The following is a 14,216-nucleotide window of genomic DNA, read 5'->3' as shown; positions in this document are numbered from 1 at the left end:
AATGGCATGAGCCCTGAAGCGTTTGAAGAGGTCTGGCGCAAACAAGGCTAGGTGTCTACAAAACCGTGGGTAGTCCAATGAGGCTAAAAAGTATCTAATGCAGCCGGGGCGATTCAATGTATGATTTTGAATTAAAGTAGCGATTCAATCTGACCAAGAGTGGTCTAGAAATGATTGTATCTCTCATTTTGTACGCACCATTTCGCCCCTTGCTACCCTTTATCCTTAATGGAAAATAATCATCAGTCTCAGGATAGTTTTCCATATTTGGAATATCATCTTGAGTGACTCTAAGAACTTCTGATACGCGAACTCCAGTGTCGAAAATAAAATGTGTGATAAGCCTTTGGATCTCCCAACGCATTCCTTTTGATAATTGAATAACTTCGTTGGGTAATAAATATCTAGGTATTCCTTTTGACGGATTTGAGGTTCGAAAACCAGAATTACAATATAGTGATTTCTTGTGTACTTTCCCTGAGCTCTCGCTAGCCAGCCAATTTGTAAAAGACTTAATAAGAGATTCATAACCTCTAACAGTGCTTGCTGCCAGCCCTTTATTTATTAAATGCTTATAAAAATCGTCGATGATAGTCAAATTTAATCCAACGATTGCTTGGTCCACTGTTACCTGCCCAAAGACTCTATGCGACTCGAGAAAACTACAAAAGTCTTTCAACCGTTTTGAATATAAGTCTAACGTGCATCTACTTCTTGATTTTGGAGACCCCACCATTGAATTCAGAAAATTTGTAGGAAGCTCTACTACACGCTCTAAATTATCAAAGAACAGGTATTCATTCTCGCAAACGGAATCCGCAGTATGGAGTATCAATTTGCACCTCTACTTTTGCTACACATTGATTATGTATTACAAAATCAAATAGCTAACTATTATTTATCGCGACAACATTATAAGAAAATAATATATCAACAAAAAAAACTTGTAAACCATAATTAAAGTTTAAATTGGTTTATTTGAAGGACTTGTGAAGAATTATTCTTACAGGTCTCACTCAATTAAACGTTACAGGCATGTGTTATGCCATTTAACAGTTCGCGGGTAAAAGTAGATTCAAATACGCTATCCAGTATCCGCAAAGGTCAAGTGCTCCGAGACCTCAAGCGATAAGGAAGATTTGAACGAGAAGCATAAGAATGAGGCAACTACTTGAAGATTCTGGCCCTATTAAATACAGGGATTTGAAGTGACATCTGCTTGAATATCTATGGAAAAGAAAGCAGATTTAAATTGATCAGATTAAATTTGGAATAACTGTAAGCGAGAATAATGTGTTTATTTTTGATACTTTAAATCTCAATAGACTTATGTAATGTACAAAAGCATTACGGTAGATAAATAGAAAAATATCAGCACTGCGTTGATACAACTGGCAAGACAGCTTGCCATCAGCGACATAAAACTGGAAAAAGGCATGACATGGCGGTAACTTCATGCGCTCTACGTCTGCCACGTTCCAGGCAGACACAATTAAACGACGTGAATCTGGTGTCTTTTTAATCTGGTTGATAACCTGAGAGATCTGGTCAATATGCGTGCCGTCTGGCTTGGGCCAGTTGCGCCATTGATAACCATACACCGGCCCTAGGTTGCCCTGCTCGTCTGCCCATTCATCCCAGATGCTGACGCCATGCTCTTTGAGGTAGGCAATATTAGTGCTGCCCTGCAAGAACCACAACAGCTCGTGGATAATTGATTTTAAATGGACTTTTTTGGTCGTCAGTAGCGGGAAACCCTCAGCCAGGTTAAACCGCATCTGGTAACCAAACACCGAGGTGGTACCGGTGCCGGTACGATCGGTTTTGACATGACCATGCGCCAGTACGTGGTTCAATAAATCATGATACTGCTGCATAGACAGGCTCCCGCTGCGAGTTAAGTATTGGCGACAATAAACGCTTTAATGGCATCGACACTGACATCCATCACTGTCGATGTTTGTGGCAAGTCTTCCAGGCCTGCCAAGCTGGCTGGACGCTCAGGTTTTTCGCCTAACGCCTCGACAATCGCATCCTCAAACTTGGCTGGCAAGGCGGTTTCTAATACCAGCATAGGCACATCGGCTTTGCGGTGTTCCAGCGCCACTTTCAGGCCATCAGCGGTATGCGTATCAATCGTGACCCCATATTGTTCTTTGGTCGCGCGTATGGTTTGCATACGGTGCGCATGATTGCTATGGCCGGACACAAAACCAAACCCAGCAACTTTGCTGAAATAACCTTGTGCATTCAAGTCAAACTGGCCACCAGTATCCACCGCAGACCATAATTCGCGCACTTTGCCACCATCCTGGCCCACCAGGTCATAAATAAAGCGCTCAAAGTTAGAGGCTTTGCTAATGTCCATAGACGGGCTGGAAGTGTGGTAAGTATTGGCGGAACCACGCGGTGCGTAAACACCGGTATTAAAGAACTCGTCCAACACGTCATTTTCGTTGGTAGCCACGACTAACTGGTCGATTGGCAAGCCCATCATGCGCGCAATATGCCCGGCGCAGATATTGCCAAAGTTGCCACTAGGCACGGTAAAACTGACTTTATGGCTGTTATTTGTCGTCACCGCAAGGTAGCCTTTAAAGTAATACACAATTTGTGCAGCGATACGACCCCAGTTGATGGAGTTCACCGCACCGATTTTGTATTGTGCTTTAAACGCATGATCGTTAGACACGGCTTTAACCATGTCCTGCGCATCGTCAAACACGCCTTTCACGGCGATATTGAAAATATTGTCGTCTTGCAAACTGAACATTTGCGCAGTCTGAAAGCGGCTCATCTTCTGGTAAGGCGACAGCATGAACACACGCACGCCTTTTTTACCACGCATGGCGTATTCGGCCGCAGAGCCGGTATCTCCAGACGTCGCGCCCAGGATGTTGGTGGTTTGGCCAGTTTTGGCCAACACATACTCAAACAGGTTACCCAGCAATTGCATGGCCATGTCTTTAAACGCTAATGTAGGTCCGTTGGACAAACTTAACAGGTAGAGGTTATCTTCCAACTTGAGCGTAGGCGTAATGTCTTCGGCATTTTGGCCTGCGCGCGCGTATTGATACACTTCAGCGCGGTAGGTTTTATCAATAATCGCTTTCAGGTCTGCGTGCGGAATATCGCTGTTATCCACCAGACGCGACAGGATGGCAAACGCCAAGTCACGGTAACTCATGCCGCGCATGGCGTTCAAATCAGCATCGCTAAACTGCGGATACTGCTCAGGCAAGTACAAACCGCCATCTGGCGCCAAGCCACCCAGCAAAATTTCACTAAATGTTAAAGCAGGCGATTGCCCGCGGGTACTGATATATTTCATTGCATTTAACCTATGCTCAAAACCTTCATTAGCGTGACAGTGCTTCCATGCGGATTTTCGTCACACCGGCGGCGATAGCAGGCAGTGCCTCAATATTGGCAATCGCTGCATCCATGATTTTTTCTTGCGTGGTGTGGGTCAAAATCACGATATCGGCTTCTGACTCACCCTCGGCTGGCTCTTTTTGCAGCATGGCATCAATCGAGATTTGCAGATCAGCCAACACTTTGGTGATGTCGGCCATCACCCCTGGCTTGTCAGACGCACGCAAGCGCAGATAATAGGCAGAATGCACGTCGCTAATCGGCAAAATCGGCAACACTTGTTGCTGGTCTAACTGATAACCCAGATAAGCCACACGTTGCTCGGCCTTGGTGCCTTGCAGGCGCGCAATATCCACCAGGTCAGCGACCACGGCACTGGCCGTTGGCTCCGCACCGGCACCCGCACCGTAATACAGGGTTGGACCCACGGCATCACCTTTAACCACGACAGCGTTCATGGCGCCATCCACGTTAGCAATCAGGCGCTTTTCAGGAATCAGCGTTGGATGCACACGCAATTCAACACCGGCTTCTGCTTTTTTACTGATACCCAGCAATTTCACGCGATAACCTAACTCCTGCGCGTATTGAATATCTTTAATCGTGAGCTTGGTAATGCCTTCGGTATACGCATGCTCAAACTGCATAGGCATGCCAAAAGCAATGCTGGCCATAATCGTGAGTTTATGCGCGGCATCAATGCCTTCCACATCAAAGGTCGGGTCTGCTTCAGCATAGCCCAAACGTTGCGCTTCTTTCAGCACGTCGGCAAAGGCGAGGCCCTTGTCTCGCATTTCGGTCAGGATAAAGTTAGTGGTGCCGTTGATAATGCCCGCGACCCACTCTACCTTGTTAGCACTCAGGCCTTCACGCAGTGCCTTGATGATAGGAATACCACCCGCCACCGCCGCTTCAAACGCGACAATCACACCTTTGTCAGCCGCGGCTTTAAAAATCTCGTTGCCATGCACTGCCAGCAAGGCCTTGTTCGCTGTCACCACATGCTTGCCATTGGCAATCGCGGTTAACACCAGTTCTTTAGCGACGGTGTAGCCACCAATCAGCTCGACGACGACATCGATGTCCGGGTTATTCACCACCGCAAAAGCATCATCGGTCACGGCCACCTGGCCACCAGTCACCTGCTTTGCCAGTTCAAGATTGCGGTCAGCCACTTGCACGATGCGGATATTGCCACCAAGACGGCGGGCGATATCTGCCTGGTTACGCGTGATCACGGTATACGTACCGCCACCCACTGTGCCTATACCCAACAACCCTACTTTTAATTCTTTCATACTCATACTCACCATTAATGGTTTGCGCGCACGCTCACCTTATTTTGAATGTTTCTTTATTTTGCATGCTTCTTGCGATAGCTATCCAGATAGCAGCCTATGCGCGTCATGGCTTCAGTTAAATCGTCGACATTAGGTAAGAAAACCACCCTGAAGTGATCAGGGGATTTCCAGTTAAAACCGGTGCCCTGCACCAGCAATACTTTTTCTTCCAGCAGCAAATCCAGAATAAACTGCTGGTCATCTGCAATCGGATACATCACCGGATCCAGCTTGGGAAATAGATACATGGCTGCCGCCGGTTTGACGCAGGTGACGCCAGGCATGGCGGTAAGCATGTCATAAGCCAGGTCACGCTGCTTGCACAGACGACCGCTAGGCGCGACCAGGTCATTGATACTTTGGTAACCGCCAAGTGCGGTTTGAATCGCCAACTGCCCGGGCACGTTGGCACACAAGCGCATCGATGCCAGCATATTCAGGCCTTCGATATAATCTTTGGCGTCTTTTTTATCGCCAGAGATAATCATCCAGCCAGAACGATAGCCACAGGCACGGTAGTTTTTGGACAAGCCGTTAAAGGTCACAAACAGCACATCATCAGCCAACGAGGCGATAGAAGTATGTGTGTTGCCGTCGTACAGCACTTTGTCATAAATTTCGTCGGCGAAAATCACTAGGCCATGATGACGCGCAATCTCGATAATGCCTTCCAGCGTTTCCTTCGGATACAAAGCACCGGTCGGGTTATTCGGGTTGATAATCACGATGCCTTTGGTATTGGCAGTGATTTTGTTTTCAATATCTGCCAGGTCTGGTAACCAGCCGGACTGCTCGTCACAGACATAATGACGCGCCGTGCCGCCTGCCAGGTTCACCGCGGCGGTCCATAATGGATAGTCAGGCATAGGCACCAGAATCTGGTCGCCATTATTAAGCAGGCCTTGCATGGCCATCACGATCAGCTCGGACACACCGTTGCCGATAATAATGTCGTCTATGGTCACACCCGTAATATTTTTTTGCTGGGTGTAATGCATGATGGCTTTACGCGCCGCGAACAAGCCTTTGGAATCCGTATAGCCAGAGGCCTGATCCATATTGTGGATCACATCCTGGACGATTTCTTCTGGCGCATTAAAGCCGAACGGCATCGGGTTACCGATGTTCAGCTTGATAATACGCTGCCCGTCTTCCTCCATCTGGCGCGCACGTTGTAATACCGGGCCGCGGATGTCGTAACAGACATTACTGAGTTTGCTGGATTTATTGACTGGCTTCATCGCTGGTTAACAAACACATCTGGCGTGTGTTAAGCTCTTAAAGTAAAACTTTCATTCTACCTGCAAACCCTTGCTACATCAATGAACCTTAGTCCTTTGCCGGGCTCTGAATCAGTAGATTTAAACGGAATTTTCATCATGAGCAATTTGCAGACCAGCCACGATTCCAAGCGATGAAACTACACTTACATACCAGCGAGCAGCAATATCAAATTAATGGTGTCGATAGCGACGCGGTGATCATTAATCGCCAGCGTTATGCGCAGCCGGTCATTGTGAGCGAACAGGCATTAAGCACAGACTGGTTTCAGGGGCCATGGGCAACGCTAGATGGGCAACGATTGGCGGCCATTCTCGACTTCAGTCCGGAAGTGGTATTACTAGGCACGGGCGATAAGCAGCGCTTTATTCACCCAAGGCATACGCAGGCTTTCCTGGCAGCCAACATCGCCGTGGAGTGCATGACCACGGCCGCGGCCTGCCGTACTTTTAATATCCTGACCGCCGAAGGCCGCAAGGTCGTTGCCGCCCTGCTACTGGAACCTCACCTGACCGAATCCGTATAAACCGCGACTATTGCGGCTTGAGCGTGACTTGCAAGCCCTCAGCCGTCACTTGCAAATCGGTGGGCTGGTAATGGCGCCCCGCGTAGCTCAAATCCTCAGGCTTCACTTCATATAACACCAGCTGGTTTAGCCACTTGCCACTCAGGCTTTGCGCCACCTGCTGCACCAGAGCATTCCATTCGCTATTGGCGCCATCCAGTTTGAAAGAGTCCACGGCAGGCTGGTCAAGCACCACCGCATTGCGCGCCGGGTCAAACTTAACCAAACCAGATAAGCCCAGCTTGCCAGTGGCCGCGTTGGATAACAAATCACTTTGTACGCTGGCATCCATCAGGGTATGAATGCGGCCTGAGGCAGGATCCATCGAAACCAGCGCATTGGAAAGCTGGACATGAAACACCTTCATCACGGTGAGTGGTTTTGCCAGTTTGTGATTGAGTTTTTGCTGTAACTGCGCGGTGTTCATTTTCACCGTACGATCGCCCATACTCACACAGTGAGTCAGCAACAACCCTAGCAAAACTACCGCGCAGAAGCTTTTTAAAAGACGCATTTGTAAGCCTTATTTAACACTTGCAACATTCGACAAAAATTGACAATCACGCAGACTGCATACGATAAGATCGTGCGCAATGAAAAAAATTTCCCGCACCTCATCTGGTTTTACTCTGATAGAAATGATCGTCGTCATGCTGATTCTATCAGCGCTGGCGGTGACTGCCTATGCACGCATCGCGCAGATTGATACACAGGCTAGGCTGGCCGCTTTGCAATCATTCAAAGCCAATGTGCTGGCCGTCGCCACCATGGCCAAGGGCGTGTGCATGTCAGACCCGCAATGCGACGGCAATCAGAATACGCCATCAGCCGCGATAGAAGGCAATACGATTTACTTTAGTCACGGCTACCCGGTCGGCTGGTTGGGCAATGCTGATGGGGCTGGGACCTTGTCTCAGCTAGTGGATGCCGGGAAATTTTCGGTGCAAGCAGCGTTGTCTGATACCAATCATGCCACCTACACGTTGCAGGGCGCCAGGGACAGCAATCACTGCAAACTGGAATACACCATCACCACCGGCTCAGCCAATGCATCTGGCCTGAACGTTACCATCGACAGCTCTGGCTGCTAATCATCCCCACAAAAAAGAAAGGCAGCGTGTTTTAACAACACGCTGCCTGTTCATGACTTGCAAAGACGTTACAGATTTTTGGTCGATAAAGTCAGTGTGGCATTGGTGCCGCCAAAACCAAAACTGTTAGACAACGCCGTTTGAATGCGCGCTGAAGCAATCGGGCTACGCACAATATTCAGGCCTTCAGCTGCAGGGTCCAGCGTTTCAATATTGGCAGAGGCGGCAATAAAGCCGTGCTGCATCATCAGCAACGTGTAAATCGCCTCATTCACACCCGCAGCACCCAACGCGTGGCCAGACAATGACTTGGTCGAGGCAATGGCTGTCTTGCTATTGTCACCAAACACGGTACGAATCGCTTCCAGCTCTTTGGTATCGCCCACCGGCGTGCTGGTGCCATGCGTATTGATGTAGTCGATGTCTTCCGGATTGATACCCTGCAATGCCTGCTGCATACAGCGCACTGCGCCTTCACCACTTGGCGCCACCATGTCATAACCATCTGACGTTGCGCCGTAGCCAATCACCTCGGCATAAATCTGTGCGCCACGTGCCTTGGCATGCTCGTACTCTTCCAGCACCACAATACCGCCGCCACCGGAAATCACGAAACCATCACGGTCCGCATCATAAGTACGCGACGCTTTTTCTGGTGTTTCGTTATATTTGCTCGACAAGGCACCCATGGCATCAAACAGATAACTCATGGTCCAGTGCTCTTCTTCACCGCCACCAGCAAACACAATATCCTGCTTGCCGAGCTGAATCTGCTCAACACCCGCGCCGATACAGTGTGCGCTGGTAGAACAGGCAGAACTGATGCCGTAATTCACACCCTTGATTTTGGCACCGGTCGCCAAGCAAGCAGCAATGCCGCTGCTCATGGTTTTGGTCACCATATAAGGGCCCACACGACGAATGCCTTTTTCAGCCAGGGTGTTAGTCCCTTCCAGCATGCTTTCAGTGGACGTACCACCTGCACCGACAATCAGGCCGGTACGCACATTGGAGACCAACTCTTCTGGCAAGTTTGCATCAGCAATGGCTTCCTGCATCGCCAGCCAGGCGTAAGCATGGCCCTTGGCCATAAAACGCAACAGCTTGCGATCAATCAAGGCTTCAACATCCAGATTTTTGATCGAGCCTGCCACATGCGAACGCAAGCCGCGCTCGGCATATTCAGGTTGATAAGTAATACCGGAACGGCCTGCTTTCAGGCTGTCCAGCACTTCCTGTTTGTTATTACCAAGACTTGATACGATACCAAATCCTGTAATCACTACGCGACGCATTGCGCCTCCCATTCACTTCAAAAACTGTAAAGACGACTAGAAATTGTCCGTGCTGGTAAACAACCCGACACGCAAATCACTGGCATTATAAATCTCGCGGCCATCCACTTCCATACGTGCATCGGCAATCCCCATCACCAGCTTGCGCATAATCACACGTTTCAAATCAATGTGATAGCGTACCAGCTTGGCTGATGGCAAGACCTGGCCGGTAAACTTCACTTCACCAGAACCCAGGGCACGGCCGCGGCCAGGGCCACCTTTCCAGCCCAGGAAGAAGCCCACCAGTTGCCACATGGCATCCAGGCCCAAACAGCCTGGCATCACCGGGTCACCGGTAAAATGGCATTCAAAAAACCACAAGTCAGGACGAATATCGAGCTCTGCAATAATTTCACCCTGGCCGTATTTTCCACCCTCGTCAGAAATCTTGACGATACGGTCAAACATCAGCATCGGTGGTAATGGCAATTGTGCGTTACCTTCGCCGAACATTTCGCCGCGGCCGCAAGCCAACAAATCCTCTTTGCTGAAACTACTTTTTCTAGTCATGTATTTTTAGATTTTTAGTATAAAACAATATTTTCGCCGGAAATCGCGTTTAGTGAAAGCTTTTTGTCATTCGAAACCTATACAGACCTGTATACTTTTTTGAAAAACATAGGTAACATTCATGTAATTGTTACGGAATTTTACATATTGAAAACCATTTCCGCATCAAGCTTTAAGCGATAATCTGCGAAAAACAGCTCATTACCGGGTTACAATTCAGTTACATTTATACTCTCAATAATACATTAGGTCAGGAATCAGGCATGCATGATCATCAACTAGCCGATTGGCGAGCACAGGCGTTAAAACTTGAGTCAGAAGTCAACAAAGTCGTCGTAGGTCAGGAAAACCCGGTGCGCCTGATTACAATTGCCGTGTTTGCCCGCGGCCACGTTTTGCTGGAAGGGGATGTCGGCGTGGGTAAAACCACCTTGCTACGCGCGTTTACGCGCGGCATTGGTGGTGGTTATCAGCGGATTGAAGGCACCATCGACCTGATGCCAAACGACCTGGTGTATCACACCTATCTGGGTGAAGATGGTAAACCACATGTGAGCCCGGGCCCATTGCTGATGTCCGGCCAGGACCTGTCCATTTTCTTCTTTAACGAAATCAACCGTGCCCGCCCACAGGTGCACTCGCTGATGTTGCGCGTGATGGCGGAACGCACCTTGACAGCGTTTAATAAAGAACACTACTTCCCGCACATGCTGGTATTTGCTGACCGCAACCAGGTGGAAAAAGAAGAAACCTTTGATATTCCGTCAGCCGCGCGAGACCGTTTCATGATGGAAATCCCGATTGTCGTGCCGCCAGCGCATGACATTATGGAGTCATTGATTTTTGATACCCGCTTTCATGATGTGGATCAGTTGATCACCAACGTAGAAGCGGATGTGCTCAAGTTTGACCAGCTCAACAGCTTCGCTAAAGTGATTCAGGAAAACATTTCCGCCAGCCCTGCCCTGCGCCAATATGCTCTCAACCTGTGGCTGGCGACCAAAGACCCCACCGCTTACGGTGTCAAGGTGTCTAACGTTGACATGAAGCGCCTGGTGCTGTCAGGCGCCAGCCCGCGCGGCATGGGGATGCTGCTGCGCGCTGCCCGTGTCAACGCCTGGTTACATGAACGCGATGCAGTGGTTCCTGAAGATATTCATGCAGTGTTGCACGAGACCATTGCTCACCGCCTGGTATTCAGCCCGGTATATGAGATGCGCCGCACTGAAATTGCGCGTGAAATGCTGTCTGGCATTGTCAACGCTGTTGCTGCGCCTTAATGCCCGCGTGAACTGACTGCACCAGCATGGACTATATCAAGCAATTCAGCTATCACATCAGTTGGCGTTCGCGTTCGCGCCGGCCTGGTCGCCACAAAAGCAACCAGCGCGGCATGGGCATGGAGTTTCGTGGCCACACCACTTTGCTTTCCTACCCTGATCCGCGCCGCATTGATATTCGCCAAACCATACGCGACCCTATGGAACAGGTGTATGTGCGCATTTTTAATCAGAAAAGTGCGACGCCTGTGTTTGTCCTGAACGACTTGTCCGGCTCCATGCAATATGGCGTGCCGCACACCAAACTGACCACCGCTGCAGAAATTACCCGTTCTGTGGCACAGTCAGCGACCCACAATGGCGACCCGGTCGCATTTGTGGGATTTGATGACGAATTGCGTGACGAATGGTTATCTACCTTGTCTGCCCGCCCCCACAGCATGCTGGAGCTGGCAGACCGCCTGGAAAATCACTTGCCAGGTGAAGTCGGCGCCGGGGCGTTAATCGACAGTGCCAGACTGCTGCCACGCGAACGCGCGCTGATTTTCTTGGTGTCTGACTTTCATATGCCGCTGGCACAGCTGGAAGAAGCCTTATTGCTGATGTTACGCCACCATATTGTGCCCGTGGTGTTATGGAACAGCAGCGAATATAAAGATCTGCCTGAGTTTGGCATCACCAGCATTAATGACCCGGAAACTGGTGAGCGCCGCACACTGTTTTTACGTGCCGCTTATCGTCAGCAGATCCTGGATACCTTTGCTGCACGCCGCCAGGCTATTGAAGATCTATTTATGAAATTTGATATGCAGCCATTTTTTGTGGAAGACCGGTTTGATGCAGACCTGCTGACCGACTACTTCCACCAATATGTGACTGTTTGAGGAAAGCGATTGATGAAAGCGCCTAAACTTTTATTTACCTGCCTGCTGATGGCCGCACTGTCAGCGACGACGCTGCCCGCTATGGCTGATGTGACCTTGCCCAGCGTAGACAGCAAATATGTGTCAGTGCAGGAGATCAACCCCACGCGCGACGCCGGCTATGTGGTCGGCGACAAATTGGAACGCACAATTATCCTGACGGTGAAAAAACCCTACGAGCTGATTCAGGAGTCCTTACCCATTGTGGGTTATGAGCATCGTTACCGTGGTCAGGTCTCCGGTATTGAACTGGCAGACATCCAGGTGGCAGAAGAAAGTTTTTCTGACCGCAGCGTGCACACCATCCACCTGGTATATCAGGTTTTTAAATCAGGACGGGTAGCCAAACCGGCTATCTTGCGCGGGGAAGTCGTCAAACTGCGTCATCTGGGCAAGACAGAAGTGTGTGAACTGCGTATTCCTTCATTTAACTTCAGGACCTCCCCTTTATCCGTCTATGGTGAAGTCAACCTGAAAAATGAAATGAGCCCGTTGATTCCGCCTTTTAAACTCGACACCCGCAACGAACAACAAGTGTTTAAAGTGGCGGCTGGTTTCCTGTCACTGAGCCTGCTCGGTTTATTGTATATCCTCGGCGCCCGCACCTGGTTACCACGCATGGGTGGTGCGTTTGCCAAAGCGTATCGCAAGCTGGGCAAACTGCCAGACAACGAAGCAGGATTGCAACAGGCCATTCATCTCGTTCACAACGCAATACAGCAAGTGGCCGGACACAGCGTGTTTGCCAACAGCGTGGCGCAGTTTGTGCAGGAGAAACCAGCTTATCTGGCCGCCCAACCCGAGATTGAGCGTTTTTTTCAGTTGTCCCGCCAGGTGTTCTTCGATGCTAAAACCCCGCTGGCGTTGGGTATGCCTGCCAAACAATGGTTGCGTACATTTTGTCGCCACATGCGCGACTGCGAGCGCGGCCTGACGCCAGACCTGGAACGAGCCTCCAAATCAGGGGTGAAATAGCATCATGGCCTTTAATCATCCCTGGATATTGTGGGCATTACCACTGGCTTTGTTGCCATTGCTACTGGAGCGCTCGCACAGCAAGCATTACTCCTGGATAGGCCTGTTGCCGCCTGATCCACTCTCAAGCCTGATAGGCTTTTTGCTCAAAGCACTGGCGGCCATCAGCATTCTGTTTGTCATCCTTGGCCTGGCTGGCCCGCACACATTAGAACAGCAAGTGCAGCGCACCGGCGTTGGTGCGCAAATCGGCCTGGTGCTGGACCGCAGCGCCAGCATGGATGACCAGTTTGTCGGCGACAAGGTTGGCCATATTGGCGAAACCAAGTCGGTTGCCGCCGCGCGGATTATCACCAATTTTATTCAAAGCCGTCGCAATGACATGATGGGGGTGATTACCTTTAGTAATTCGGCCATGTACGTACTGCCTTTGACCGAAAATAAAGAGGCCGTGCTCTCGGCCGTGCAGGCGACAGCGGGCAACTCGCTGTTTCAGACCAATATTGGCGGCGGTCTCACCAGTGCGGTAGAACTGTTTAAAAATGTGCCAGACTCTGGCTCACGCGCCATTATTCTGATTTCGGATGGTGCTGGCCGGGTGAGTGATATGGTGCAACAAAAACTGCGTGACTGGTTGCAGCGTTACAACATCGGTTTGTACTGGATTGTATTGCGCCAGCCAGGCGGCATCACTATTTTTGACCCGAAATACACCGAAAGCGGTTATGACGGCCATATGCCTACCGAGGTCTTGCTGTATCAATACTTCCAGACCTTGCGTACCCCATTTAACGCCTATGAAGCCTCAGACCCCAAGTCGCTGGAAGCCGCCATTGCAGATATCAACAGCAAAGAAAAAAAACCGATTCAATATATGGAAAAAATCCCCGGCCATGATTACACCAATGTGTGTTACTGGATGGCAATTGTCATGATTGCCATCTTGCTGGCGGTTAAATATCTGGAGATCAACACATGGCGCTCAGCGTAAATAAACTGGTCATCGGCCTGATTGTGGTGGCCGTCGCCGCCAGTGCCACCATGGCTTACACCTGGCAGCGGATTCAACAGGCAGATGCTTTTAATCAGGCGATTGCCACCGCCAAAACGCCGCAAACAGATCAGCAAAGCTTTGAGGCGAAATATGCTGTTGCTTACTGGCTGGCCAAAAACGAGCGCTACAAAGAGGCCACCTTGTTATTTGCCAAACTGATCGACGGCACCACGCCCATGCAACGCGCGGCCATCCTGCACAACATAGGCAATATGTTTTTTCTCAAGGCCATACAAGTCACCGGTGGCAATGACAACAGCACCCGTGACGAGGTGGAGTACCTGCTGACACAGGCCATGAGCTCCTACAAAAGCGCGCTCAAGGCCGACAACAGCCATTGGGGCACACGCCGCAACTACGACCGCGTGATGAGCCTGCTGCCAGAAAAACCAACACCAGGCGTGGGTGAGTCTGATAATCCTGGCCTGATCATGGGTAATATCCCTAACGGCTTGCCATAACCGTATGCCGACCAGCCTGCCCAC

The 14,216-nt window shown here is 49.9% G+C and carries 14 protein-coding genes and 1 pseudogene; 7 read left to right on the top strand and 8 right to left on the bottom strand.

The genetic code is table 11. The features are described 5' to 3' along the window. Nucleotides 1-94: 94 nt before the first annotated feature. The 5 genes and pseudogenes from INP78_RS05105 to INP78_RS05085 all read right to left on the bottom strand — a co-directional run bounded on the left by INP78_RS05105 (nucleotide 95) and on the right by INP78_RS05085 (nucleotide 5,956). Nucleotides 95-625, bottom strand: coding sequence for a hypothetical protein (locus tag INP78_RS05105; RefSeq protein WP_194741052.1), 531 nt, complete (start codon nucleotides 623-625; stop codon nucleotides 95-97). A gap of 730 nt (nucleotides 626-1,355) precedes the next feature. Then, nucleotides 1,356-1,877: pseudogene (locus INP78_RS05100) on the bottom strand (thymidylate synthase); the annotation flags it as partial. Between the two features lie 20 nt (nucleotides 1,878-1,897). Beyond that, entirely contained in the window at nucleotides 1,898-3,331 is a 1,434-nt protein-coding gene (gene thrC, locus INP78_RS05095) for a threonine synthase (protein WP_194741051.1), read from the bottom strand. A 28-nt stretch (nucleotides 3,332-3,359) separates the two neighbouring features. Next, nucleotides 3,360-4,673, bottom strand: a complete 1,314-nt coding sequence (locus tag INP78_RS05090; protein WP_194741050.1) for a homoserine dehydrogenase — start codon at nucleotides 4,671-4,673, stop codon at nucleotides 3,360-3,362. Nucleotides 4,674-4,729: 56 nt separating this feature from the next. Continuing rightward, on the bottom strand, nucleotides 4,730-5,956 hold the full coding sequence (locus INP78_RS05085) for a pyridoxal phosphate-dependent aminotransferase (protein ID WP_194741049.1): 1,227 nt from the start codon (nucleotides 5,954-5,956) through the stop codon (nucleotides 4,730-4,732). A 173-nt stretch (nucleotides 5,957-6,129) separates the two neighbouring features. Here INP78_RS05085 and INP78_RS05080 point away from each other — a divergent pair, with 173 nt between their 5' ends. Next, a complete protein-coding gene (locus INP78_RS05080) occupies nucleotides 6,130-6,522 on the top strand; it encodes an Mth938-like domain-containing protein (RefSeq protein WP_194741048.1) in 393 nt (130 codons plus the stop codon). 7 nt (nucleotides 6,523-6,529) lie between these two features. Here INP78_RS05080 and INP78_RS05075 read toward each other — a convergent pair whose 3' ends face one another. Then, nucleotides 6,530-7,075 carry a DUF1439 domain-containing protein gene (locus tag INP78_RS05075; RefSeq protein WP_228522649.1) on the bottom strand — a complete coding sequence of 182 codons (546 nt, stop codon included), beginning with the start codon at nucleotides 7,073-7,075 and terminating at the stop codon, nucleotides 6,530-6,532. 79 nt (nucleotides 7,076-7,154) lie between these two features. Here INP78_RS05075 and INP78_RS05070 point away from each other — a divergent pair, with 79 nt between their 5' ends. After that, a complete protein-coding gene (locus tag INP78_RS05070) occupies nucleotides 7,155-7,652 on the top strand; it encodes a type II secretion system protein (protein ID WP_194741047.1) in 498 nt (165 codons plus the stop codon). A 68-nt stretch (nucleotides 7,653-7,720) separates the two neighbouring features. Here INP78_RS05070 and fabB read toward each other — a convergent pair whose 3' ends face one another. Both fabB and fabA read right to left on the bottom strand, forming a co-directional pair. Continuing rightward, a complete protein-coding gene (gene fabB, locus INP78_RS05065; protein ID WP_194741046.1) occupies nucleotides 7,721-8,947 on the bottom strand; it encodes a beta-ketoacyl-ACP synthase I in 1,227 nt (408 codons plus the stop codon). Between the two features lie 36 nt (nucleotides 8,948-8,983). After that, a complete protein-coding gene (fabA, locus tag INP78_RS05060; RefSeq protein WP_024929930.1) occupies nucleotides 8,984-9,499 on the bottom strand; it encodes a 3-hydroxyacyl-[acyl-carrier-protein] dehydratase FabA in 516 nt (171 codons plus the stop codon). A gap of 263 nt (nucleotides 9,500-9,762) precedes the next feature. On the opposite strand from fabA, the gene INP78_RS05055 reads away from it, so the two are divergent. Genes INP78_RS05055 through INP78_RS05035 form a run of 5 tightly spaced genes read left to right on the top strand, consistent with a single transcriptional unit; the run spans nucleotide 9,763 to nucleotide 14,192 of the window. Continuing rightward, complete coding sequence (locus tag INP78_RS05055) at nucleotides 9,763-10,779, top strand: MoxR family ATPase (protein WP_194741045.1); 1,017 nt, start codon at nucleotides 9,763-9,765, stop codon at nucleotides 10,777-10,779. A gap of 26 nt (nucleotides 10,780-10,805) precedes the next feature. Next, nucleotides 10,806-11,663 carry a DUF58 domain-containing protein gene (locus INP78_RS05050; protein WP_194741044.1) on the top strand — a complete coding sequence of 286 codons (858 nt, stop codon included), beginning with the start codon at nucleotides 10,806-10,808 and terminating at the stop codon, nucleotides 11,661-11,663. 12 nt (nucleotides 11,664-11,675) lie between these two features. Next, nucleotides 11,676-12,677, top strand: a complete 1,002-nt coding sequence (locus INP78_RS05045; RefSeq protein ID WP_194741043.1) for a hypothetical protein — start codon at nucleotides 11,676-11,678, stop codon at nucleotides 12,675-12,677. Between the two features lie 4 nt (nucleotides 12,678-12,681). Then, nucleotides 12,682-13,668, top strand: coding sequence for a VWA domain-containing protein (locus INP78_RS05040; protein ID WP_194741042.1), 987 nt, complete (start codon nucleotides 12,682-12,684; stop codon nucleotides 13,666-13,668). After that, a complete protein-coding gene (locus INP78_RS05035; RefSeq protein ID WP_194741041.1) occupies nucleotides 13,653-14,192 on the top strand; it encodes a hypothetical protein in 540 nt (179 codons plus the stop codon). Before INP78_RS05040 ends, INP78_RS05035 begins: the two co-directional genes overlap by 16 nt. Nucleotides 14,193-14,216 lie beyond the last annotated feature (24 nt).

This window comes from Methylophilus sp. 14 (assembly GCF_015354345.1).
Taxonomy (GTDB): Bacteria; Pseudomonadota; Gammaproteobacteria; order Burkholderiales; family Methylophilaceae; genus Methylophilus.
Note: the sequence above shows the minus strand (reverse complement) of the source record. Positions and strands in the feature narration are given on the sequence as shown.